Source organism: Pseudomonas lundensis, from assembly GCF_001042985.1.
In the GTDB taxonomy this organism is placed as follows: domain Bacteria; phylum Pseudomonadota; class Gammaproteobacteria; order Pseudomonadales; family Pseudomonadaceae; genus Aquipseudomonas; species Aquipseudomonas lundensis.
The window spans coordinates 186,507-209,087 of the sequence record NZ_JYKY01000004.1; the positions used below are offsets into that span (position 1 = coordinate 186,507).

At 61.5% G+C, this 22,581-nt stretch carries 19 protein-coding genes and 1 pseudogene; 15 read left to right on the forward strand and 5 right to left on the reverse strand.

The genetic code is table 11. The features are described 5' to 3' along the window. Positions 1 to 116 precede the first annotated feature (116 nt). Entirely contained in the window at positions 117 to 437 is a 321-nt protein-coding gene (locus tag TU74_RS05225) for a hypothetical protein (protein ID WP_048375422.1), read from the forward strand. A gap of 56 nt (positions 438 to 493) precedes the next feature. On the opposite strand, the gene TU74_RS05230 is transcribed toward TU74_RS05225, so the two are convergent. Further along, the gene (locus TU74_RS05230) at positions 494 to 895 is read right to left on the reverse strand and encodes a lysozyme inhibitor LprI family protein (RefSeq protein ID WP_047278154.1); all 402 of its coding nucleotides are present in this window, start codon (positions 893 to 895) and stop codon (positions 494 to 496) included. 228 nt (positions 896 to 1,123) lie between these two features. Here TU74_RS05230 and TU74_RS05235 point away from each other — a divergent pair, with 228 nt between their 5' ends. The 7 genes from TU74_RS05235 to TU74_RS05265 all read left to right on the forward strand — a co-directional run bounded on the left by TU74_RS05235 (position 1,124) and on the right by TU74_RS05265 (position 9,973). Next, the gene (locus TU74_RS05235) at positions 1,124 to 2,101 is read left to right on the forward strand and encodes a dipeptidase (RefSeq protein WP_048375425.1); all 978 of its coding nucleotides are present in this window, start codon (positions 1,124 to 1,126) and stop codon (positions 2,099 to 2,101) included. An 81-nt stretch (positions 2,102 to 2,182) separates the two neighbouring features. After that, positions 2,183 to 2,713: a DUF5943 domain-containing protein gene (locus tag TU74_RS05240; RefSeq protein WP_048375427.1), complete on the forward strand. Its 531-nt coding sequence runs from the start codon at positions 2,183 to 2,185 to the stop codon at positions 2,711 to 2,713. Between the two features lie 15 nt (positions 2,714 to 2,728). Next, positions 2,729 to 4,789 (forward strand): dimethylglycine demethylation protein DgcA, encoded by a 2,061-nt coding sequence (gene dgcA, locus TU74_RS05245; RefSeq protein ID WP_047291827.1) that lies wholly within the window; start codon positions 2,729 to 2,731, stop codon positions 4,787 to 4,789. An 87-nt stretch (positions 4,790 to 4,876) separates the two neighbouring features. After that, on the forward strand, positions 4,877 to 6,820 hold the full coding sequence (gene dgcB, locus TU74_RS05250; protein WP_048375430.1) for a dimethylglycine demethylation protein DgcB: 1,944 nt from the start codon (positions 4,877 to 4,879) through the stop codon (positions 6,818 to 6,820). Beyond that, on the forward strand, positions 6,817 to 8,028 hold the full coding sequence (gene etfA / locus TU74_RS05255) for an electron transfer flavoprotein subunit alpha (RefSeq protein WP_048375432.1): 1,212 nt from the start codon (positions 6,817 to 6,819) through the stop codon (positions 8,026 to 8,028). Before dgcB ends, etfA begins: the two co-directional genes overlap by 4 nt. A 73-nt stretch (positions 8,029 to 8,101) precedes the next feature. Next, the gene (etfB, locus tag TU74_RS05260) at positions 8,102 to 8,872 is read left to right on the forward strand and encodes an electron transfer flavoprotein subunit beta (protein WP_048375435.1); all 771 of its coding nucleotides are present in this window, start codon (positions 8,102 to 8,104) and stop codon (positions 8,870 to 8,872) included. 525 nt (positions 8,873 to 9,397) lie between these two features. Beyond that, positions 9,398 to 9,973 carry a GNAT family N-acetyltransferase gene (locus TU74_RS05265; RefSeq protein WP_048375436.1) on the forward strand — a complete coding sequence of 192 codons (576 nt, stop codon included), beginning with the start codon at positions 9,398 to 9,400 and terminating at the stop codon, positions 9,971 to 9,973. Positions 9,974 to 10,037: 64 nt separating this feature from the next. On the opposite strand, the gene gbcA is transcribed toward TU74_RS05265, so the two are convergent. Beyond that, positions 10,038 to 11,330 (reverse strand): glycine-betaine demethylase subunit GbcA, encoded by a 1,293-nt coding sequence (gene gbcA, locus TU74_RS05270; RefSeq protein WP_048375438.1) that lies wholly within the window; start codon positions 11,328 to 11,330, stop codon positions 10,038 to 10,040. A 269-nt stretch (positions 11,331 to 11,599) separates the two neighbouring features. On the opposite strand from gbcA, the gene gbcB reads away from it, so the two are divergent. Then, the gene (gene gbcB / locus TU74_RS05275) at positions 11,600 to 12,700 is read left to right on the forward strand and encodes a glycine-betaine demethylase subunit GbcB (RefSeq protein WP_047279362.1); all 1,101 of its coding nucleotides are present in this window, start codon (positions 11,600 to 11,602) and stop codon (positions 12,698 to 12,700) included. A 48-nt stretch (positions 12,701 to 12,748) separates the two neighbouring features. Here gbcB and TU74_RS25025 read toward each other — a convergent pair whose 3' ends face one another. Together TU74_RS25025 and TU74_RS25030 are read right to left on the reverse strand one after the other, a co-directional pair. After that, complete coding sequence (locus tag TU74_RS25025; protein ID WP_371057938.1) at positions 12,749 to 13,621, reverse strand: methyl-accepting chemotaxis protein; 873 nt, start codon at positions 13,619 to 13,621, stop codon at positions 12,749 to 12,751. Next, positions 13,604 to 14,443 (reverse strand): annotated as a pseudogene (locus TU74_RS25030) (MCP four helix bundle domain-containing protein); the annotation flags it as partial. The pseudogene TU74_RS25030 and the gene TU74_RS25025, both read right to left, overlap by 18 nt. A 211-nt stretch (positions 14,444 to 14,654) precedes the next feature. On the opposite strand from TU74_RS25030, the gene TU74_RS05285 reads away from it, so the two are divergent. Next, complete coding sequence (locus TU74_RS05285; protein WP_047291812.1) at positions 14,655 to 14,885, forward strand: hypothetical protein; 231 nt, start codon at positions 14,655 to 14,657, stop codon at positions 14,883 to 14,885. Beyond that, on the forward strand, positions 14,882 to 15,184 hold the full coding sequence (locus tag TU74_RS05290) for a cell division protein ZapA (RefSeq protein ID WP_047278128.1): 303 nt from the start codon (positions 14,882 to 14,884) through the stop codon (positions 15,182 to 15,184). Before TU74_RS05285 ends, TU74_RS05290 begins: the two co-directional genes overlap by 4 nt. A gap of 163 nt (positions 15,185 to 15,347) precedes the next feature. Here the strand turns inward: TU74_RS05290 and TU74_RS05295 are convergent, their stop codons facing one another. After that, positions 15,348 to 16,388, reverse strand: coding sequence for a threonine aldolase family protein (locus TU74_RS05295; protein ID WP_047291810.1), 1,041 nt, complete (start codon positions 16,386 to 16,388; stop codon positions 15,348 to 15,350). 301 nt (positions 16,389 to 16,689) lie between these two features. On the opposite strand from TU74_RS05295, the gene glyA reads away from it, so the two are divergent. The 4 genes from glyA to TU74_RS05315 are packed head-to-tail and all read left to right on the forward strand — an operon-like array spanning position 16,690 to position 22,580. Then, entirely contained in the window at positions 16,690 to 17,943 is a 1,254-nt protein-coding gene (gene glyA, locus TU74_RS05300; RefSeq protein ID WP_048375442.1) for a serine hydroxymethyltransferase, read from the forward strand. Between the two features lie 22 nt (positions 17,944 to 17,965). Beyond that, positions 17,966 to 19,216, forward strand: a complete 1,251-nt coding sequence (locus tag TU74_RS05305; RefSeq protein ID WP_047291806.1) for a sarcosine oxidase subunit beta family protein — start codon at positions 17,966 to 17,968, stop codon at positions 19,214 to 19,216. A gap of 14 nt (positions 19,217 to 19,230) precedes the next feature. Further along, the gene (locus TU74_RS05310; protein ID WP_047291804.1) at positions 19,231 to 19,566 is read left to right on the forward strand and encodes a sarcosine oxidase subunit delta; all 336 of its coding nucleotides are present in this window, start codon (positions 19,231 to 19,233) and stop codon (positions 19,564 to 19,566) included. Then, on the forward strand, positions 19,563 to 22,580 hold the full coding sequence (locus TU74_RS05315; protein WP_048375444.1) for a sarcosine oxidase subunit alpha: 3,018 nt from the start codon (positions 19,563 to 19,565) through the stop codon (positions 22,578 to 22,580). Before TU74_RS05310 ends, TU74_RS05315 begins: the two co-directional genes overlap by 4 nt. Position 22,581: the final 1 nt, after the last annotated feature.

Below are 22,581 nucleotides of genomic sequence, written 5' to 3' on the forward strand. Positions count from 1 at the left end.
ATTTCTGACAGTATTTAAGGGGGCCGTATTCACGGATAAGTGCTGAGCAGTGCGTGAGTGTCAGCGTGCACGTTGAACTTCCTGATGTATTAACTCAACACAAAGGATGTATTGATATGAGCTCTAAACGTCAAAATCTGCCAGCGCCCACCGTTCAAAACTCTCAAAATATTGAACTGAAGGAAATTTCCATAAAAGGCAACGGGACCCATGTGAATGTGGTCATCGCGGGTCTGCCCGACAAAACCGAGCTGACCGCCCACTTTCTGGTAGAAGGGCATGATCGGTCTGTTAAAGACACGACGAGCGGCACTACGCCACTGAGGCTACGTCTGGAGTCAGGCTGGTACAGCGAGTTTTCAGGCAAAAAGGCAACGGTGATGTACACGGTCGGTCAAGAAAAATCGGCTGAACTGAACATCGAGATTGTTGACTAAGGCTCTCGCTACAGCTTGCGCCTTTGCGCTGTGGCCAAGGGGTTGGCTGTTGTTGTTCACTCCTGCCCAATCGATTCCAAAAACTCCGACCGATCATCGCTGACGCGGGCAATGCAGTCGTTCTGCGCAATGTTGAACGCCTCGGTGCCTGCCGTGGCCGGGAACACGGCAACCGCGCAATCGGCGTCGCGCTGGTGCAACCACAAGGATTGGGCGGTTTTGATTTTGCTGGTGATGTTGTTGAGTTGGGTCGGGTTGCTGCCATACAACGAGGTCATGCGAGCTTGCAGGGCTTCGTAGTTATCGGTCAGCAACTGCTCGGCAGCGTTGCGGCTGAACACCGAACACGCCAGGGTTTGCTGGTCGTTTTCGACCGCGTCACAGGGGTTGAAGTCGGCATCATCGGCCGCGTAGGCGCCGCTTGTGATCAACGCCAAGGCCAGGAGAATCGATTTCATTGCGCCTTCCTAATCCAGAGTTGGGACCGATTCTGGCTGAACCGCCCCCTAAATAACAGTCAGGCAGCATAGGCCATCAAGCGGCGGCGATGCGCTTTGTCGTGGATTGACGCTTTCGGCAATCGCGCTGTCGCTTTTGCACCCGGCCGCTTTCAACCCCCGGCCTATGCTGGCCCCACAGCGCCGGCAGACGATTCGGCGCCGCAATCGCCACCAAGGGGACGCCTGATGAGCCCAGCCGAGTTGCACGCCGACAGCATCGTTATCGACGGGCTGATCATTGCCAAATGGAGCCGCGACCTGTTCGAAGACATGCGCAAGGGCGGCCTGACGGCGGCCAACTGCACCGTGTCAGTGTGGGAAGGGTTTCAGGCGACGATCAATAACATCGTCGCCAGCCAGACGCTGATCCGCGAGAACAGTGACCTGGTCATCCCGGTCAAGACCACGGCCGACATCCGCCGCGCCAAGGAGCAGGGCAAGACCGGGATCATTTTCGGCTTCCAGAACGCCCATGCGTTCGAAGACCAACTGGGCTATATCGAGATATTCAAGCAGCTCGGCGTCGGCGTGGTGCAGCTGTGCTACAACACGCAGAACCTGGTGGGCACCGGTTGCTACGAACGCGATGGCGGGCTGTCGGGGTTCGGGCATGAAGTGGTGGCCGAAATGAACCGCGCCGGCATCCTGTGCGACCTGTCCCATGTGGGCGCCAAAACCTCTGAAGAGGTGATCATGGCCTCCACCAAACCGGTCTGCTATTCGCACTGCTTGCCGTCCGGTCTTAAAGAACACCCGCGCAATAAATCCGACGCAGAACTCAAGTTCATTGCCGACCATGGCGGCTTTGTCGGCGTGACCATGTTCGCGCCGTTTTTGGCCAAGGGCATCGATTCGACCATCGACGATTACGCCGAGGCCATCGAATACACCCTCAACCTCGTGGGCGAAGACGCCATCGGAATCGGGACCGACTTTACCCAGGGCCATGGGCAGGATTTTTTCGAAATGCTGACCCACGACAAAGGCTACGCCCGGCGCCTGACCCGCTTCGGCGAAATCATCAACCCGCTGGGCATCCGCACCGTGGGCGAGTTCCCCAACCTCACCGAAACACTGCTCAAGCGCGGCCACAGCGAACGCCTGGTGCGCAAGATCATGGGGGAAAACTGGGTCAACGTGCTCAAGGACGTGTGGGGCGAGTGACGCGCGCTCACACCTGCTGCGCTCACCGGTAAAGGCGCCAGCGCCACGCAACACTGTGAATCAATTTCTGGAGTGGTACCCATGGCTAAAATCGCCCCGCAACTGCCCATCGAAGTCGACAGCGAAACCGGCGTCTGGACCTCCGACGCCTTGCCGATGCTGTACGTGCCGCGCCATTTTTTCGTCAACAACCACCGGGGCATTGAGGACGTGCTGGGGGCCGAGGCGTACGCCGATATTCTCTACAAGGCCGGTTACACATCCGCCTGGCATTGGTGCGAAAAAGAAGCCCAATGCCACGGCCTTGAAGGCGTCGCGGTGTTCGAGCACTACATGAAACGCCTGTCGCAGCGCGGCTGGGGGCTGTTCAACATCCAGGCCATTGACCTCGACACGGGGACGGCCACGGTCGCGCTCCAACACTCGTGCTTCGTGTACGTGTACGGCAAGGTCGGGCGCAAGGTCGACTACATGTTCACCGGTTGGTTTGCCGGGGCGATGGACCAGATTCTGCACGCGCGGGGCAGTCAGTTACGCACCGTGGCCGAGCAGGTCTACAGCGGATCGCAAGAAGGCCATGACCACGGCCTGTTTACCGTCAAGCCGTTGTAAGTCGAGGATCGGGATATGGCGTTCGAAGCGATGTTTGAGCCGATTCAAATCGGCAAGTTGACCATCCGTAACCGTGTGCTCAGCACGGCCCATGCCGAGGTGTATGCCACCGACGGCGGCATGACCACCGAGCGCTACGTGCAGTACTACGAAGAAAAGGCCAAGGGCGGCATCGGGCTGGCCATTTGTGGCGGTTCATCGGTGGTGGCCATCGACAGCCCGCAAGCGTGGTGGAGTTCGGTCAACCTGAGCACCGACCGCATCATCCCGCACTTTCAGAACCTGGCCGATGCGATGCACAAGCACGGCGCCAAAATCATGATCCAGATAACCCACATGGGCCGTCGCTCGCGGTGGGACGGTTTTAACTGGCCGACCCTGATGTCGCCGTCAGGCGTGCGCGAACCGGTGCACCGCGCCACCTGCAAAACCATCGAACCCGAAGAAATCTGGCGCATCATCGGCAACTACGCCAGCGCCGCGGGCCGGGCCAAGGCAGGTGGGCTGGACGGCGTGGAGCTGTCGGCGGTGCACCAGCACATGATCGACCAGTTCTGGAGCCCGCGCGTCAACAAACGCACCGACGAATGGGGCGGCAGTTTTGAAAACCGCATGCGTTTTGGCCTTGAAGTGCTCAAAGCGGTGCGTGCCGAAGTCGGCCCGGATTTTTGTGTGGGCATTCGCCTGTGCGGCGACGAGTTTCACCCCGATGGCCTGAGCCACGAGGACATGAAGCAGATTGCACAATATTACGACGACACCGGCATGCTGGACTTCATCGGCGTGGTTGGCTCGGGCTGCGACACCCACAACACGCTGGCCAACGTCATCCCGAACATGAGCTACCCGCCGGAGCCGTTCCTGCACCTGGCGGCGGGCATCAAGGAGGTGGTCAAGGCGCCGGTGCTGCACGCACAAAACATCAAAGACCCGACCCAGGCCACGCGCATCCTGGAAGGCGGTTATGTGGACATGGTCGGCATGACCCGTGCCCACATCGCTGACCCGCACCTGATCGCCAAAATCAAAATGGGCCAGGTCGATCAGATCAAACAATGCGTGGGTGCCAACTACTGCATCGACCGTCAGTACCAGGGGCTGGACGTGCTGTGCATCCAGAACGCCGCCACCTCCCGTGAATACATGGGCGTGCCGCACCTCATCCAGAAGTCCACCGGCCCCAAACGCAGTGTGGTGATTGTGGGCGCTGGCCCTGCGGGCATGGAAGCGGCGCGAGTGGCGGCCGAACGCGGGCACCACGTGACCCTGTTTGAAAAACGCGAGGCCATGGGCGGGCAAATCAGCCTGGCCGCCAAAGCCCCGCAGCGTGACCAGATGGCCGGCATCACGCGTTGGTTTCAGCTGGAACTGGCGCGCCTGAACGTAGACGTGCGGCTCGGAACGGCGGCCGATGAGGCCACGATTTTAGACCTGCGCCCTGACATCGTGGTGCTGGCCGTGGGCGGGCACGCGTATGTGGAACAGAACGAACACTGGGGCGCCGCCCAAGGGTTGGTGGTCAGCAGTTGGGACGTCCTGGACGGCAAGGTGGCGCCGGGTAAAAACGTGCTGGTGTACGACACCATTTGCGAATTCACGGGCATGTCGGTAGCCGACTTTTTGGCCGAGAAAGGCGCGCAGGTCGAGATCGTCACCGACGACATCAAACCCGGCGTGGCGATTGGCGGCACCTCGTTCCCCACCTACTACCGCAGCCTGTACCCCAAAGAAGTCATCATGACCGGCGACATGATGCTGGAGCAGGTGTACCGCGAAGGCGACACGCTGATTGCCGTGCTGGAAAACGAATACACCGGGGCCCGGGAAGAGCGCGTGCTGGACCAGGTGGTGGTGGAAAACGGCGTGCGCCCGGACGAAGCGTTGTACTACGCGCTCAAGCCCGGTTCGCGCAATAAAGGGCAGATCGACGTTGAAGCGTTGTTCGCGATCCAGCCGCAGCCGTGCCTGAGCGAGGCGGGTGATGGGTACTTGTTGTTCCGCATTGGCGACTGCGTGGCGCAACGCAATGTGCATGCGGCGATCTATGACGCGCTCAGGTTGTGCAAGGACTTCTGAGGTAAACCCCCGGGCCTCCACCTCCCCCGGAGGGAGAGGTCGGGGGTGAGGGCATGTGCTCAAACCGAATCTTGATGGGAGCCACCCATGCTGAACATCCTTCTTCCCCTCCTGATCTTCGCGGCACTGGGTCTGACCCTCATCGGCGCGTTTCGGCGAATCCACCTCTGGCGTCAGGGCCGCCCATCCCGCGTCGATCTGTTGGGCGGCCTGCTGGCCATGCCCAAGCGCTACATGAGCGACCTGCACCACGTCGTGGCCCGCGACCGCTACATGGCCAACACCCACGTGGCCACGGCGGGCGGCTTTGTGCTGGCGGCGGTGCTGGCGATTCTGGTTCATGGGGTGGGCGTGCATCAGCGCGTCCTTGCCTACGCCTTGCTGTGCGCCACGGCGCTGATGGGTGTGGGGGCGCTGTTTGTCTTCAAACGTCGCCTCAACCCGCCGAGCCGTCTGTCCAAAGGCCCGTGGATGCGCCTGCCGAAAAGCCTGCTGGTGTTTGCCGCGAGTTTTTTCATCCTGACCCTGCCCGTGGCGGGGGTTTTGCCTGAAGGCTTTGGGGGGTGGTCGCTGGCGGCGCTGTTGGGCGTGGGCGTGGTCTGGGGCCTGGGTGAATTGTTCTTCGGCATGACCTGGGGCGGGCCGATGAAGCATGCGTTTGCTGGCGCCTTGCACCTGGCCTGGCACCGCCGCCCCGAGCGATTTGGCGGTGGGCGTTCCACCGGCTTGAAAGCCCTGGACCTGTCCGATCGCCGCGCCCCTTTGGGCGTAGAAAAACCTGAAGACTTCACCTGGAACCAGCTCCTGGGGTTTGACGCCTGTGTGCAATGCGGCAAGTGCGAAGCCGCGTGCCCGGCCTTTGCTGCAGGCCAGCCGCTGAACCCCAAGAAGTTGATTCAAGACATGGTGGTGGGCATGGCGGGGGGCACCGATGCTCACTTTGCAGGCAGCCCTTACCCCGGCAAGCCCCTCGGTGAGCACGGGGGCACTGCGCATCAGCCCATCGTCAACGGCTTGGTGGACGCTGACACGTTGTGGTCCTGCACCACCTGCCGAGCCTGTGTCGAAGAGTGCCCGATGATGATCGAGCACGTGGACGCCATCGTCGACATGCGGCGCTTTCTCACGTTGGAAAAAGGCGCCACGCCCAATACCGGTGCGCAGGTGCTGGACAACCTGATCGCCACGGACAACCCCGGCGGGTTCGCACCAGGCGGGCGCATGAACTGGGCCGCCGATTTGAACCTGCCGCTGATGCGCGACAAGCGTTCGGCGCACGTGCTGTTTTGGGTCGGTGACGGCGCGTTCGACCTGCGCAATCAACGCACCCTGCGTGCTTTTGTCAGCGTCCTGAAGGCGGCGGGTGTTGATTTCGCCGTCCTGGGGCTTGAAGAACGCGACAGTGGCGACGTGGCCCGGCGTCTGGGCGACGAAGCCACGTTTCAAGCGTTGGCCACGCGCAATATCCAGACCCTGGCGCAGTACGCCTTCAGCCGCATCGTCACCTGCGACCCCCACAGCTTTCACGTGTTGAAAAACGAATACGGCGCCTTGGGCGGTGATTACCGGGTGCAGCATCACAGCACCTACATGGCCGAGTTGATCGAGGGCGGGCTGCTTGAGCTTAAACCGGACACCGGAGGCCGCGTGACCTACCACGACCCGTGTTACCTGGGCCGCTACAACGGCGAATACGAGGCTCCGCGTCAGGTGCTGCGTGCACTGGGGCTTGAGGTTCAGGACATGCAACGTTCGGGGTTCCGTTCCCGCTGTTGCGGCGGCGGGGGCGGGGCGCCGATTACCGACATCCCCGGCACACAGCGCATCCCTGACATGCGCATGGCCGACATCCGCGAAACCGGCGTCGAACGGGTGGCCGTGGGCTGCCCGCAATGCACGGCCATGCTCGAAGGGGTGGTCGCGCCGCGCCCGCAGATCAAAGACCTGGCCGAACTGGTGGCCGATGCATTGGTGGAGCGAGCCACAGCGCCCCGCCTCGCGAAGCACAACACCCAGGAGGTGATCGCATGAGTGACGTGCTTCGTCGTGACCCGCGTGCCGAGTGGATTGCCCGTAATCGTCTGCACCCGCTGCATGCGGCCTTGCAACCGCGACCTGAACGCTGGATGGGGCCCAACGGCGTGCTGCGCAAAAATGTCCACGGCGTGGGGTTTATCGGCCCGCAGGGGCTCAAGCGCATTGACCGCAGTGGCGGCCAGCAAGGCGGGTCGACCCGGCGTGCGGTCAGTGTGCAGGCTCAACGGCCGTTGCATCAGGTGCCGAGTCCTGCGTTCTACATCGCCGTCGTGCCCGACCTGCCTGGCGGCCGGTTGAGTGCTCACGATCGCGACGTGCTTGGCTTGGCGCATGTCTTGGCAGGCAGCGAAGGCGCGGTGTTGGCCGTGGTATTCGGGGAGCATAAGGAGCGTGCTTTTGCAGAGGCCGGGGTGGATCGATTGCTGATGCTCGACCATCAAGGTTATGCACCGGAGCAGCTAGTGTTGGCGCTCCAGGCTGTGGATAACCAATTTTCCCCCCGGCATTGGGTGTTGCCCGACAGCCGCGAAGGGGGCGGTGAGCGGGGTCGGCGGTTTGCCGCGCGCATCGGTGAGCGTCCTGCAACACGGGTCTGGCAGGTCAAGGACGGTCTGTGCATCGGCCGTGCGGGCGCGGGTGTGCAAGACCTGCAACAACCCGTGCCCCGGTTGATTTTGGCGGCGGCCGAATGCGCCGATGCGGTGAGCGAGACCCGCCACCAAGCGTTGGTCGTTGAGTTATCCACACCCGTTGTCGCCAACTTGCCGCGCATAGAAGACTTGGGGCCGGTTGAAGTCGATCCGTCGGTGATCCCGATGGCTGAAGCGCCGTTCATTCTCAGTGGCGGCAATGGGGTCAAAGACTGGGGGCTTTTCCACAGGACCGCTGCGGCGTTGGGCGCCACTGAAGGTGCATCCCGGGTGGCTGTGGACGCAGGCTTTATGGCGCGTGAGCGGCAAGTTGGCGCCAGCGGCACTTGGGTGACCGCCCGCGTGTATGTGGCGGTCGGGATCAGTGGCGCCATTCAGCATCTGCAAGGCATGGGGGCGTGCGACAAAGTCGTGGCGATCAACCTCGACCCGGCTTGCGACATGATCAAACGCGCCGACTTGTCGGTGATTGGGGATGCGGCGTTAGTGCTTGAGGCGTTGCTGGCGGCTGTGGATAAGTGGCGGCAAGACAACGTGCGGGATGCAGCTTAACCGCGCCCACACCCCCAACCCTCTCCCTCTGCGAGCGGGCCAGGGTGAGGGCTTTTGATTTGGAGTGTGATTCATGACCATCCCCACCGTCGTATTGGTATCCATCGGTATCCACCCCGCCTCACAGCGCCCACGCCGCGCCGAACAAGATGCCCGCGCGGTAGAAATGGGCCTGCAACTGGCCGGCGATGACCTGCACGTGCTGCACGCGGGCAACCCCCATGAGCCCGCATTGCGCGCGTATCTGGGCATGGGGCTGGCGCAGTTGCAGGTGCTCGAACAACCCCCACAGGCCGATGCCGTGCCCGTGCTGCGCGACTATCTGCGTGAGGCGGGTGTGCAGTTGGTGCTCACCGGCAATCAGGCAGAAACCGGCGAGGGCTCCGGCATGCTCCCGTACCTGTTGGCTGAGCAACTGGGCTGGCCGCTGGTGGCAGGGGTGGCGCAGATCGAGTCTGTCCACGACGGCGTGGCCAGCGTGTTGCAAGCCTTGCCCAGTGGGCAGCGTCGACGCCTGCACGTGCGCTTGCCCTTTATGGCCACTGTGGATAATGCCGCACCCACTGGCCGACAAAGCGCTTATGGCCCGGCCATGCGGGGGGAGATTGACGCGCAAGACGTTGAGGTGGTTGACGATCAGTTATCCACAGCAGCCACGTTATCGCCTGCCAAGCCCCGACCCAAACGCCTCAAGGTGATCAAGGCCAAGAGCGGCGCCGACCGCATGAAAGCCGCGACAGCCAAGGCCGCAGGCGGCAGCGGACGCGTCCTCAGCGGCGTGAGTGCTGAAGAAGGCGCGCAAGCGATTTTGACGTTGCTGATCGAAGAAGGGGTGGTGCGGTGAGACTTGCCCACAAAGTCTGTTAGCGCTTGTGTGGATAACATGTTCGCTATCCGCTGCAAGCCTTGCAAAACGTGGCTTGCAGGATTTTGGTCAAAAAATAGCCAAATATCGGGTTTATCCACGGCTCGCTCGCTAAAGCCTTGAATATCGGCGCTTTGAAGGGCTTTTCCACAGCCGCAGGCACCGTGCATAAGTTGCGCACATTCTCTGTTGGCGGATGTGTGGATAACGTGTTCGCTTTCCGCTGTAGGCCACGCAGGACGTGACGTGCAGGATTTTGTACAAAAATTGATCAATGGCCGTTGGGTGGATGATGTGTCCACTTCCCCACAATTGCTGTGGGTGTGCCTGTGGATAACGTGTTCGTGCTTGGCTACGCGCCTTTGTAGGCACGGGGTGCGTGCGCTTGATCAAATAATGATCACTGGATGGAAATACCTCGTTATACATAGCCTGCAAGCAGCCGTTGTGACAGCAAACGTCGTGGGCTAAAAAAACGGTCCACTCCAGGCGCAAGAGACACCCATGACTGTTTTATTCAGACCGGCTCGACGTGACGACGCGCGCGAAATTGCCCGTTTTTTCCAGATCAGCTCCGAAGGTGGGGCGGATTACATCTGGAGCCTGATTGCACAACCCGGTGAGGACTTACTGGAGGTGGGCGCGGCGCGTTACGCCCGTGAGGGGGTGAACTTTTCGTACGAGAACTGCCTGATCGCGGAGCAACAGGGGCGCGTGATCGGCATGATGCACAGCTACGTGACGCGCCACGACCCGCACGCCGAGCCGGTGACGGACCCCGTGTTAGCGCCCTATGCCGACATGGAAATACCGGACACGCTCTATATCTCAAGCCTGGCGCTGGACGATGGCTGGCGCAACAAAGGGCTGGGGGCGACATTTTTGCAAGCGGCCCAGGCGCGTTGTGAGGCGCTGGGGCTCAAAGGCCTGAGCCTGATCGATTACGCCGCCAATACCGGGGCTCGACGCTTTTATGAGCGCCACGGTTTTAGCATTGTCAAAACCTGCCAGATAACGCCTCATCCGCTGATTCGCGTGACGGGGAAGGCCTTTCTGATGAGTAGGCCTGTTGCCCGGTAACGGTTGCTTTGGGCTGGATCGACAGCCTCGACGGCGCGTGCGCCGAGGCTGTCGAAGGCGGGCGTCAGGGCGCGCTCACTTCTTTAAGGTAAGGCGCAGGCGCGGCACCGAGGTTGCTGAGCATCCGTTCGCTGTACCAGTCCACAAAGTTGATCACGCCAAATTCGTACGTTTTGGAGTATGGCCCCGGCTGGTAAGCGGTGGAGTTGATCCCGCGCTGATTTTCTTCGGCCAGTCGCCGGTCCTGATCGTTGGTGGCGTCCCACACGGTGCGCATGCGCTGCACGTCGTAATCCACACCTTCGACTGCCTCCTTGTGCACCAGCCATTTGGTGGTGACCACGGTCTCCTGCGCGCTGATCGGCCAGACGGTGAACACGATGATGTGGTCGCCCATGCAGTGGTTCCACGAATGCGGCAGGTGCAGGATGCGCATTGAACCCAAGTCCGGGTTTTTGATGCGCCCCATGAGTTTTGCACAGCCTTGTTTGCCATCCAGCGTCATCGACACCGTGCCCTTGAGCAGGGGCATGCGCACGATGCGGTTGCGCAGGCCAAAACTTTGGTGGGCATAGGGGATGTGTTCGGCATCCCACGCAGCGGCCGAGGCGCCAACGTGGTCCTTGAACGCCTGATCGGCGCGCGGGTCGGTGACGTCGTCCCATTCCAGCAAGGTTTTGAGCAGTTCCGGGTGCGAGGCGTTGCAGTGGTAACACTCGCGGTTGTTTTCCAGCACCAGTTTCCAGTTGGCTTTCTCCACCAGCGTGGTCTGGATCGCCACTTTGGTGTTTTCCATGTCGTAGGGTTCCATGTAGTGATCGAGCGTGGCGAGGAACTCATCAATGGCCGGCGGGTGCTCGGCCAGGCTGATAAAGACGTAACCGCCCGCGGTTTTCACGTTCACCGGTTTGAGGCCGTACTGCTTCATGTCGAAGTCAGCGCCCATTTCAGTGCCTGCAAACAGCAGGCGCCCGTCCAGCTCGTAGGTCCACTGGTGGTAATGGCACACCAGCTTGGCGACTTTGCCTTTCTCGCTGGTACACAGCCTGGACCCCCGGTGGCGGCACACGTTATGAAAGGCATGCACCTGGCCTTCGGCGCCGCGAATCACGATGATCGGGTTGTTGCCCACTTGCAGGGTCAGGAAGTTGCCCTTGCTCGGGATCTCGCAGGTCATGCCTGCGATCAGCCATTCCTTCTGAAAAATCTCCTGCATGTCGATGGCGAACAACCGCTCATCGTTGTAGAACGGCTGGGGCAGGGAAAACGTCCGTTCGCGGGTGTGCAGCATTTCGGCGGTGGCCTTGCGTGCGGGTTCCAGTGGATCGCCCAGGCTCAGGGTTGCGGTGACGTCCATCGTGTGGTCCTCATGGCCATGGGAGGCGGCCTTCAAGTGGCGGGTCAAGGGTGCGACGCAAGGTCAAGCCATTGGCGCTGAGTGTGCGTTTCAAGCGCGCGGCGGCCCTGTCTGTGAGCGACATGGCCCAATCTGTTCCCGACGCCCGGGCGCCCGTTTTCAGGGGCTGGTCGCGATAAGCATGTGAATGTCGCGAATAGATAAATGGCGCTCACGGTGCATGCGCAGAATCGCCAGCAAGAGGCCGGCAGTCGGCCGTGGAGAAGCGCATGTCCAACAGCTTTCTGAACCCGGTAACCACCCAGACCTGGGCCAACGGCCGCCACACCGTTCGCTGCGTGAAAGTGATTCAGGAAACCTGGGACGTGCGCACGTTCTGTTTTATGGCCGACCAGCCGATCCTGTTCTTTTTCAAGCCGGGGCAGTTCGTGACGCTGGAACTGGACATCGACGGCGAGCAAGTGATGCGCTCGTACACCATCTCCAGCTCACCCTCGGTGCCGTACAGTTTTTCCGTCACCATCAAGCGCGTCCCCGGCGGGCGGGTGTCCAACTGGCTGCATGACACCTTGCAGGAAGGTCAGGAGCTGGCCGTGCATGGCCCGGTGGGCCTGTTCAACGCCATCGATGCGCCGAGCCCCAAAGTGCTGTACCTCAGTGGCGGCGTGGGGATTACCCCGGTGATGTCGATGGCGCGCTGGTTTTACGACACCAATGCCAATGTCGACATGGTGTTTATCCATAGCGCGCGGTCCCCCAAAGACATCATTTACCACCGCGAGCTGGAGCACATGGCCTCGCGCATCGACAATTTCAGCCTGCACCTGATCTGCGAAAAGCACGGCCTGGGCGAACCCTGGGCGGGGTATCGCGGGTATTTGAATCACAAAATGCTGGAACTGATGGCCCCTGATTTTCTGGAGCGTGAAGTGTTCTGCTGCGGCCCCACGCCGTACATGACGGCGGTCAAACGGTTGCTTGAAGCCAACGGGTTTGACATGAGCCGTTACCACGAAGAGTCATTCGGCGCGACGCCGCCCGGCGTGCGGGCCGATGCGCAAGAGCAGGCCGAGCAGGCGGCCGATGCCCCTGAACTGGACGCGTCCGAGCTTAATCAGGTGGAGTTCACGGCGTCGGGCAAAAGCATCCGCGTGGGCCCGGCGGAAACCGTGCATGCGGCGGCGGCCAAGTTGGGGCTGATGATTCCCAAGGCATGCGGGATGGGGATCTGCGGGACGTGCAAAGTGTTGAAGCTGGGTGGGGACGTGGAGATGGAGCACAACGGCGGCATCACCGATGAAGACGTGGCCGAGGGCTACATCCTGTCGTGTTGCAGTGTGCCGAAGGGGGATGTGCGCATCGAGTTTTAGGGTGGCTAGGCCCCTCTCCCTTTGGGAGAGGGGCTTTTGGCGTCTGGCTTACAAACTGAAGCGCGAAACCATGCTGTTCAGGTCCACCGCCAAGCGCGACAGCTCATTGCTCGCCGAGCTGGTCTGGCTGGCACCCGTCGCCGATTGCACCGACAAGTCGCGGATGTTGACCAGGTTTCGGTCCACTTCGCGGGCCACTTGGGCCTGTTCTTCGGCGGCGCTGGCAATCACCAGGTTGCGCTCGTTGATTTCCACAATCGCCGTGTTGATGGTGTCCAGCGCCAGGCCCGCGCCTTTGGCTATGTTGAGCGTCGATTCGGCGCGCTCGGTGCTGTTGCGCATCGAGTCCACGGCCTGTTCGGTGCCGCCCTGAATGCTGCCGATCATGCGTTCAATTTCGCTGGTCGACTGCTGCGTGCGATGTGCCAGTGCCCGCACTTCGTCGGCCACGACCGCAAACCCGCGGCCAGCCTCACCGGCACGCGCCGCTTCGATGGCCGCGTTCAAGGCCAGCAGGTTGGTCTGATCGGCCAGGCCGCGAATCACATCCAGTACTTTGCCGATGTCCCGCGACTCAGCGGCCAGGTTGCCAATCAGGGTCGCGGTGCTCTGCACATCGCCACTCATGCGTTCGATGGCGCTGACAGTTTCCAGTACCAGGTCGCGGCCATCACCGGCCGAGGCGGTGGCATTTTTCGAGGCTTCGGAGGTGCTGACGGCGTTACGTGCCACTTCTTCTACGGCACTGGTCATTTCGTTGACGGCCGTTGCGGCTTGCTCGATCTCGTTGTTCTGTTGGGTCAGGCCTTTGGCGCTTTCGTCCGTGACGCAGTTCAGCTCTTCAGCCGCAGACGCCAATTGCGTGGCCGAGCCCGAAATCCGTTGCAGGGTGTCACGCAGCTTGCCTTGCATCTTGGCCATCGCTTGCAACAGACGACCGGCTTCATCGCTGCCATCGACCTTGATCGGGCGAGTGAGGTTGCCTTCGGCAATCGCTTCGGCCGCCTCAAGTGCCTGCGCGATGGGCTGAGTGATGCTGCGGGTCAGGAGCAGGGCGCACGCGATGGTCAGTGCAGTGGCCAGTAACAGCAAAAACACCACCAGCTTGATCGCGGCCGAATACATGTCGCTGGCAAGCTGGTTGGCTTCTGCAATTTGCTGACCGTTGATACGCATCAGGCTGTTGAGTTCTTTGTTGATCGCTTCGGAGTTTTCCAGCAGCTCGGTATTGAGCAACGCACGCAATTGATCAATGTCGCCATTGCGCGACAGGCTGCGCATGCGGTCCTCCAATTGACGGTAATTGCCCATCAGTTGCTGGTAGCGCTCGTACACCGCCCGCTCTTGCGGGCTACTGATGTACTTTTCGTACTCGGTTTGCGCTGTACGGATCTCTTGGTTGCGCAGGTCCAGCAGTTCCATGGTTTTTTGCTGAACGTCAGGCTCGCGGTTGATCAGCAAACGGTACGACAACACGCGCAGGCGCAGCGTCAGTTGGGTGAACTCATCCAGGTTCTGGATGCTCGGCACGCTATTGGTGCTGATGTCCTCGGCTGCCGAGCGGATCTGGCCCATCTGGAGCAGTGCGCCAGCCCCCAGAATCAGCATCAGTGTGCCGATCAGCGCAAACCCTAAAAAGGCGCGCGGAGCGATATTCATATTGCGTAAAGACATGATGTTTCCTGAGGGATGAGGCGCGGTCCGTGCGACGTCAATGCGGGGTGTATATGACCTATCGGTCATAAGACTAAAGTCTTGAATGCCGTCCGCGAAATTGTTGCGCCGCAGGCTTTGCCGACCGGGGGCGGGAACCTAGTTGGCCTGCCACAGTCTTTAGGGGGCTAAATGAACGGCGCCCCTAGCTAAATCGGGCCTTTGGGCCTGAATAACCCTGGCTTAGAGGGTGACTTTTCTTTATCGTACGCGCCCTCTGAAACTGCTTGAGACCTTCCCCATGATTGAGTCATCCCTTAGCAAACTTGAACAACTGGTCAGCGACCTGGTTCAGCAAAAGCAAGAACTGCTGGACGCCAACTCTCAGCTGACGGCTGAACTGGCCCAGGCCAAAGACGAAAACGAAAGCCTGCAACTGAGCCTGATGGAACACGAAGAGAAGCAAGGCGCCACCGCAGCACGCATTCAGGCACTGGTTGAGCGCGCGAGCGTGAGCCCTGTCAACGCATGAGCGTGGACAGAGACGGTGTAAATGTCGTCTCGATTCTGGGTAACGACTACACGATCAAGGCACCTGAAGGGGAGCAACAAACCCTGATGGCCGCCACCGTGATGTTGAAAGCCGCCCTGGCCGAAACGAAACGCAAGTACCCGAGCCTGATCGGGGACAAACTGTTGGTGCTGGCAGCCTTGAATCTGTGTTCGCAACAGATCGAACTGCAACTGAGCCACAAACAGGAGCTCGACCGTTATCAAGAGCAAGTCAGCGCCACGGTCGATGTGATAGAGCGAACACTCGGGCAATCCTGACGATTCGCCATGCTGTGCACAGCGCTCGTAACCCCTGAGCTGCCGGTGAGGGTTACGTCGCCGACCGCAGCCTCGCGGCACTCGTGCACGACCACAGGCATTCCTGACCCTGTAGCCGTCCCGAGACACGAGGCTGCGATCGATTGCGTCGCAGCCGCGGCGCTTATCCCGCCATCACTTCCCGAATATCCGCCGCCAGCTCCCGTACGCGGGCTTCTTCGGTGTCCCACGAGCACATGAAGCGGGCGCCGCCTTTGCCGATGAAGGTATAGAAGCGCCAGCCCTTGGCGGTCAGTGCCGCTACGGCCGGTTCCGACAGTTGCAGGAACACGCCATTGGCCTGCACCGGGAACATCAGCTCAACCCCGTCAATGTCACTCACCAGTTCACTGAGCAATTGCGCGCAGTGGTTGGCGTGTTTGGCGTGTTTGAGCCAGGCGCCGTTTTCCAGCAAACCGACCCACGGCGCCGACAAAAAGCGCATCTTCGAAGCCAGTTGCCCGGCCTGTTTGCAGCGGTAATCGAAGTCCACCGCCAGGGCGTGGTCGAAAAACAGGATCGCTTCGCCCACCGCCATGCCGTTTTTGGTCCCGCCAAAACACAGCACGTCCACGCCCGCTTTCCACGACAGCTCGGCCGGGGTGCAGCCCAGGTAGGCGCAGGCATTGGAGAAACGCGCGCCGTCCATGTGCAGCAACAGGCCGAGTTCTTTGCAGGTGGCGCTGATGGCACGGATTTCTTCAGGGGTGTAGACGCTGCCCACTTCAGTGGCCTGGGTGATGGTCACCACGCGGGGCTTGGGGTAGTGGATGTCTTTGCGCTTGAGAGCGATCTCGCGGATGGATTCAGGGGTGATCTTGCCGTTTTCAGTGCGGGCGATCAGCAGTTTGGAGCCGTTGGAGAAGAACTCCGGGGCGCCGCATTCGTCTGTTTCGACGTGGGCCGTTTCGGAGCAGATGACGCTGTGGAAACTTTGGCACAACGCCGACAGCGCCAGCGAGTTGGCCGCCGTGCCGTTGAAGGCGAAGTACACCTCGCAGTCGGTTTCGAACAGTTTGCGAAAGTCGTCCGCCGCGCGCAGGGTCCATTGGTCATCGCCATAGGAACGCTGGTGGCCGTGATTGGCCTTTTCCATCGCAGACCAGACTTCGGGGCAGATACCGGAGTAGTTGTCGCTGGCGAATTGTTGGCTCTTGTCAGTCATTTCCCGGTTCCATGGTCAAAGTTGTCGTGCACTTTAGCCAAGAAATCTGCGGGTGCACAGGCACTGCTTAAGTCGCGGAAATCTCTTACGCCAAAACCGGCGAATGACCGGTCAGGCTTGTAGGAGCACGCCTGCCTTGCACGGTGCGTCGCGGGTTCGCCAGGCAATCTCACCGGCATGTCGTAAACGCACCACTGCGTGGCGCGCGTGGGCATTTGATCGCCCCGCGCCGGCCCTACCATCGGTCTCACAGGGCAAGCCCTCATCCAGACCAATGGCGCGCTGGCGCCGGGAGAACGCGATGTTCAGCAAGCAGGATCAGATACAGGGGTACGACGACGCCTTGTTAGCGGCCATGAATGCCGAAGATCAGCGTCAGGAAGATCACATCGAGCTCATCGCGTCCGAAAACTACACCAGCCAGCGCGTCATGCAGGCCCAAGGCAGTGGCCTGACCAACAAGTATGCCGAGGGCTACCCGGGTAAGCGGTATTACGGCGGCTGCCAGCATGTGGATAACGTCGAGCAATTGGCCATCGACCGCGCCAGGCAACTGTTCGGCGCCGATTACGCCAACGTCCAGCCACACTCGGGCAGCCAGGCCAACGCGGCGGTCTACCTGGCCTTGCTCAATGCCGGTGACACCGTGCTGGGCATGAGTCTGGCCCATGGTGGCCACTTGACCCACGGCGCCAGTGTGAGTTTTTCCGGCAAGCTCTATCACGCCGTGCAGTACGGCATCGACACCGCGACCGGGTTGATTGACTACGACGACGTGGAGCGGCTGGCCGTCGAGCACCAGCCCAAAATGATCATTGCCGGTTTTTCGGCTTACTCCAAAACCCTGGATTTCCCACGCTTTCGGGAGATTGCGGACAAGGTGGGCGCATATCTGTTTGTCGACATGGCCCACGTCGCCGGGCTGGTGGCCGCAGGCTTATATCCCAACCCGGTGCCGTACGCCGACGTGGTGACCACCACCACCCACAAAACCCTGCGCGGGCCACGGGGCGGGCTGATTCTGGCCCGTGGCAATGAAGCTCTGGAGAAAAAACTCAATGCCGCCGTGTTCCCCGGCGGGCAGGGCGGGCCGCTGATGCACGTGATTGCGGCCAAGGCCGTGTGCTTCAAGGAAGCCCTGGAGCCTGCGTTCACCACCTATCAACAGCACGTGATCGACAACGCCCAGGCGATGGCCGAGGTGTTTATCAAACGCGGCTATGACGTGGTGTCCGGTGGTACGGACAACCATTTGTTTCTGGTCAGCCTGATCCGTCAGGGCTTGACCGGCAAAGACGCCGATGCCGCGCTGGGCCGCGCCCACATCACCGTCAACAAGAACGCAGTGCCCAATGACCCGCAGTCGCCGTTCGTGACCTCGGGGTTGCGCATCGGCACCCCGGCGGTCACCACCCGCGGTTTCAAAGTGGCGCAATGCACCGAGCTGGCTGGCTGGATCTGCGACATCCTCGATCATCTCGGCGATGCCGACATTGAGGCGGACGTGGCGCGGCAAGTGACGGCGCTGTGCAAAGACTTCCCGGTTTATCGCTGAGCGCGGTTTTGGAGTAGATCCTATGCAACGGTATTCAGGCTTCGGCCTCTTCAAGCACTCCCTCAGCCACCACGAAAACTGGCAGAAGATGTGGCGCACACCGACGCCGAAAAAGGTCTACGACGTGGTCATCGTCGGGGGCGGCGGGCACGGGTTGGCCACGGCGTATTACCTGGCCAAGGCACACGGCATCACCAATGTGGCCGTGGTCGAGAAAGGCTGGCTGGGGGGCGGCAATACAGCGCGTAACACCACCATCGTGCGTTCCAACTATTTGTGGGACGAGTCGGCGCACTTGTATGAACACGCGATGAAACTCTGGGAAGGCCTGTCCCAGGACCTCAACTACAACGTCATGTTCTCCCAGCGCGGCGTCTACAACCTGTGCCATACCCTGCAAGACATGCGCGACTCGGAACGCCGGGTCAGCGCCAACCGCCTCAACGGCGTGGACGGCGAACTGCTCAACACGCAGCAGGTGGCCGATGAAATCCCGTACCTTGATTGCTCAAAAAACACCCGCTACCCGGTCCTGGGCGCCACCGTGCAACGTCGCGGCGGCGTGGCGCGTCACGACGCCGTGGCCTGGGGCTTTGCCCGGGCAGCCGATGCGTTGGGCGTGGACTTGATTCAACAAACCGAAGTGCTGGGCTTTCGCAAGGAAAACGGTGTGTGCATCGGCGTCGAAACCAGCAAAGGCTTTATCGGCGCCAAGCGCGTGGGCGTGGTCACGGCGGGCAATTCGGGGCACATGGCGCGTCAGGCCGGGTTCCGCCTGCCCATCGAGTCGCACCCGCTGCAAGCGCTGGTGTCCGAACCGATCAAGCCGATCATCGACAGCGTCATCATGTCCAACGCCGTCCACGGCTACATCAGCCAGTCCGACAAAGGCGACCTGGTGATCGGCGCGGGGATTGACGGCTGGGTCGGCTACGGCCAGCGCGGCTCCTACCCGGTGATCGAACACACGATCCAGGCGATTGTGGAAATGTTCCCGGTGTTGTCCCGCGTGCGCATGAACCGCCAGTGGGGCGGCATCGTCGACACCACGCCCGACGCGTGCCCGATCATCTCCAAAACCCCGGTGCCCAACCTGTTTTTCAACTGCGGCTGGGGCACGGGCGGCTTCAAGGCCACCCCAGGCTCGGGCAACGTGTTTGCCGCCAGTCTGGCCAAGGGCGAGATGCACCCGCTGGCCGCCCCGTTTTCCCTTGAGCGCTTCCACAACGGCGCGCTGATCGACGAACACGGCGCTGCTGCCGTCGCTCACTAACAGGAGAAAGACCTATGTTGCATATCTTCTGTCCCCATTGCGGCGAGTTGCGCTCTGAAGAAGAGTTCCACGCCTCAGGGCAAGCACACATCCCGCGCCCGCTGGACCCCAATAGCTGCACGGATGCCGAGTGGGGCGATTACCTGTTCTTTCGCGACAACCCGCGCGGCCTGCACCACGAGTTGTGGAACCACGTGGCCGGGTGCCGTCAGTTTTTCAACGCGACCCGCAACACCGTGACGTACGAAATCCTTGAGACCTACCGCATCGGCAGCCAGCCGCAGTTCACTGAACAGTCGCCTGCGCCAGCCTCGACAACGGCCCCCCGCGAGCTGGGAGAAAAGGTATGAGCCAGACCCATCGCTTGGCCCATGGCGGCCGTGTTGATCGCACGCGCGTGCTGACCTTCACCTTTAACGGGCACACCTACACCGGTTATGAAGGCGACAGCCTGGCGGCCGCGTTGTTGGCCAATGGCGTACACATCATCGGCCGCAGTTTCAAATATTCCCGGCCACGGGGCATTTATGCCGCAGGCGCCGAAGAGCCCAATGCCGTGCTGCAAATCGGGGCGACCGAGGCCACGCAAATCCCTAACGTGCGCGCCACACAACAAGCGCTGTACCAAGGGCTGGTGGCCACCAGCACCAACGGCTGGCCCAACGTCAACACCGACATGATGGGCATCTTGGGCAAGGTGGGCGGCCAACTGATGCCGCCGGGGTTTTACTACAAAACCTTCATGTACCCCAAGTCGTTCTGGATGACCTACGAGAAGTACATCCGCAAGGCGGCCGGGTTGGGCCGTTCACCGACGCAAAACGACCCCGACACCTATGACTACATGAACCGTCACTGTGACGTGCTGATTGTCGGCGCCGGGCCTGCCGGGCTGGCGGCAGCGCTGGCGGCGGCGCGCAGTGGTGCCCGGGTGATCGTGGCCGATGAACAGGAAGAGTTCGGCGGCAGCCTGCTCGACAGCCGCGAAAGCCTGGACGGCAAACCGGCCATGGACTGGGTCGCCAGCGTGGTGGCCGAGCTGCGCGGCATGCCGGACGTGGTGTTGCTGCCACGGGCCACCGTCAACGGTTATCACGACCACAACTTTCTGACGATTCACGAACGCCTGACCGACCACCTGGGCGACCGCGCACCGATTGGCCTGGTGCGTCAACGCATCCACCGGGTGCGGGCCAAACGTGTGGTGCTGGCCACGGGCGCCTGCGAACGGCCACTGGTGTATGGCAACAACGACGTGCCGGGCAACATGCTGGCCGGTGCCGTGTCCACCTATGTGCGGCGTTACGGCGTGGCGCCGGGGCGCACGTTGCTGCTGAGCACCAATAACGACCATGCCTATCGCGTGGCGCTGGACTGGCTCGACGCCAGCCTGCCAGTGGTGGCCATTGCCGATGCCCGCAGCAACCCGCGTGGTGCGCTGGTGGAAGAAGCCCGCGCCAAGGGCATCCGCATTCTGACCGGCAGCGCCGTGATTGAAGCCCGTGGCAGCAAACACGTGACCGGTGCCCGGGTGGCGGCGATCGACCTCAACACCCACCGCGTCACCAGCCCCGGCGAACTGCTCGATTGCGACCTGATTGCCACCTCGGGGGGCTACAGCCCGGTGGTGCACTTGGCGTCGCACTTGGGCGGCAAACCGGTCTGGCGCGAAGACATCCTCGGGTTTGTGCCCGGTGACGCACCGCAAAAACGCGTGTGCGTGGGCGGGATCAATGGCGTCTATCGCTTGGGCGACAGCCTGGCGGACGGCTTTGAAGGCGGCGTGCGTGCGGCCTGTGAAGCCGGGTTCAAAGCCGTGGAAGGCGTGTTGCCCAAAGCCCTCAATCATCACCAGGAACCCACGCTGGCGCTGTTTCACGTGCCCCACGAAAAAGGCACGGCACGGGCGCCGAAACAATTTGTCGACCTGCAAAACGACGTCACGGCGGCCGCCATCGAACTGGCCACCCGCGAAGGGTTTGAGTCGGTCGAACACGTCAAACGCTACACCGCGCTGGGGTTTGGCACCGATCAGGGCAAGCTCGGCAACGTCAACGGGCTGGCCATTGCGGCGCGTTCGTTGAACGTCAGCATCCCGCAAATGGGCACCACCATGTTCCGCCCCAACTACACGCCCGTGACCTTTGGCGCGGTGGCGGGGCGTCATTGCGGGCACATTTTCGAGCCCGTGCGCTACACCGCGTTGCAGGCGTGGCACGTCAAACAGGGCGCAGCGTTTGAAGACGTCGGGCAGTGGAAGCGGCCGTGGTACTTCCCGCGCCCCGGTGAAGACCTGCACGCAGCGGTCAAGCGCGAGTGCCAGGCCGTGCGTGACAGCGTCGGCATGCTGGATGCCTCGACCCTGGGCAAAATTGACATTCAGGGGCCGGACGCGCGGGAGTTCCTCAACCGTATCTACACCAACGCCTGGACCAAACTGGACGTGGGCAAGGCGCGCTACGGGCTGATGTGCAAAGAAGACGGCATGGTCTTCGACGACGGCGTGACCGCCTGCCTGGCCGACAACCATTTCGTGATGACCACCACCACGGGCGGCGCGGCGCGGGTGCTGCAATGGCTGGAGCTGTACCAGCAGACCGAATGGCCGGAGCTGAAGGTGTACTTCACCTCGGTCACCGACCACTACGCGACCCTGACCTTGTCCGGCCCTAACAGCCGCAAACTGCTGAGCGAAGTGACCGACATCGACCTGGACCGCGACGCCTTCCCGTTCATGAGCTGGAAAGAAGGCCGGGTGGCCGGCGTGCCGGCGCGGGTGTTCCGCATCTCGTTTACCGGCGAATTGTCGTACGAGGTCAACATCCAGGCCGACTACGCCATGGGCGTGCTGGAAGCCATCGTCGAGGCCGGCAAAGCCTACAACCTGACCCCTTACGGCACCGAGACCATGCACGTGTTGCGGGCCGAAAAGGGGTTCATCATCGTCGGCCAGGACACCGACGGCTCCATGACCCCGGATGACCTGAACATGGGTTGGTGCGTGGGCCGCAACAAGCCATTTTCATGGATTGGCTGGCGCGGCATGAACCGCGAAGACTGCGTGCGCGAGGCGCGTAAACAACTGGTGGGCCTCAAACCGGTGAACCCGACTCAATGGCTGCCTGAAGGGGCGCAACTGGTGTTCGACCCCACGCAGGCGATCCCCATGAGCATGGTCGGCCACGTGACCTCCAGTTACACCTGCGGCTCGCTGGGGTATTCATTCGCCATGGGCGTGGTCAAGGACGGTCTCAAGCGTATGGGTGAACGGGTATTCGCCCCGTTGGCCGATGGCAGCGTGATCGAAGCGGAAATCGTGTCTTCGGTGTTTTTCGACCCCAAAGGCGAACGGCAGAACATTTGAT

What these genes read in the sequence shown, in the direction of transcription:
- TU74_RS05225 (WP_048375422.1), top strand. Translation starts at nt 117, where the DNA reads ATGAGCTCTAAACGTCAAAATCTGCCAGCGCCCACCGTTCAAAACTCT.
- TU74_RS05230 (WP_047278154.1), bottom strand. Translation starts at nt 895, where the DNA reads ATGAAATCGATTCTCCTGGCCTTGGCGTTGATCACAAGCGGCGCCTAC.
- TU74_RS05235 (WP_048375425.1), top strand. Translation starts at nt 1,124, where the DNA reads ATGAGCCCAGCCGAGTTGCACGCCGACAGCATCGTTATCGACGGGCTG.
- TU74_RS05240 (WP_048375427.1), top strand. Translation starts at nt 2,183, where the DNA reads ATGGCTAAAATCGCCCCGCAACTGCCCATCGAAGTCGACAGCGAAACC.
- dgcA (WP_047291827.1), top strand. Translation starts at nt 2,729, where the DNA reads ATGGCGTTCGAAGCGATGTTTGAGCCGATTCAAATCGGCAAGTTGACC.
- dgcB (WP_048375430.1), top strand. Translation starts at nt 4,877, where the DNA reads ATGCTGAACATCCTTCTTCCCCTCCTGATCTTCGCGGCACTGGGTCTG.
- etfA (WP_048375432.1), top strand. Translation starts at nt 6,817, where the DNA reads ATGAGTGACGTGCTTCGTCGTGACCCGCGTGCCGAGTGGATTGCCCGT.
- etfB (WP_048375435.1), top strand. Translation starts at nt 8,102, where the DNA reads ATGACCATCCCCACCGTCGTATTGGTATCCATCGGTATCCACCCCGCC.
- TU74_RS05265 (WP_048375436.1), top strand. Translation starts at nt 9,398, where the DNA reads ATGACTGTTTTATTCAGACCGGCTCGACGTGACGACGCGCGCGAAATT.
- gbcA (WP_048375438.1), bottom strand. Translation starts at nt 11,330, where the DNA reads ATGGACGTCACCGCAACCCTGAGCCTGGGCGATCCACTGGAACCCGCA.
- gbcB (WP_047279362.1), top strand. Translation starts at nt 11,600, where the DNA reads ATGTCCAACAGCTTTCTGAACCCGGTAACCACCCAGACCTGGGCCAAC.
- TU74_RS25025 (WP_371057938.1), bottom strand. Translation starts at nt 13,621, where the DNA reads ATGGCCAAGATGCAAGGCAAGCTGCGTGACACCCTGCAACGGATTTCG.
- TU74_RS05285 (WP_047291812.1), top strand. Translation starts at nt 14,655, where the DNA reads ATGATTGAGTCATCCCTTAGCAAACTTGAACAACTGGTCAGCGACCTG.
- TU74_RS05290 (WP_047278128.1), top strand. Translation starts at nt 14,882, where the DNA reads ATGAGCGTGGACAGAGACGGTGTAAATGTCGTCTCGATTCTGGGTAAC.
- TU74_RS05295 (WP_047291810.1), bottom strand. Translation starts at nt 16,388, where the DNA reads ATGACTGACAAGAGCCAACAATTCGCCAGCGACAACTACTCCGGTATC.
- glyA (WP_048375442.1), top strand. Translation starts at nt 16,690, where the DNA reads ATGTTCAGCAAGCAGGATCAGATACAGGGGTACGACGACGCCTTGTTA.
- TU74_RS05305 (WP_047291806.1), top strand. Translation starts at nt 17,966, where the DNA reads ATGCAACGGTATTCAGGCTTCGGCCTCTTCAAGCACTCCCTCAGCCAC.
- TU74_RS05310 (WP_047291804.1), top strand. Translation starts at nt 19,231, where the DNA reads ATGTTGCATATCTTCTGTCCCCATTGCGGCGAGTTGCGCTCTGAAGAA.
- TU74_RS05315 (WP_048375444.1), top strand. Translation starts at nt 19,563, where the DNA reads ATGAGCCAGACCCATCGCTTGGCCCATGGCGGCCGTGTTGATCGCACG.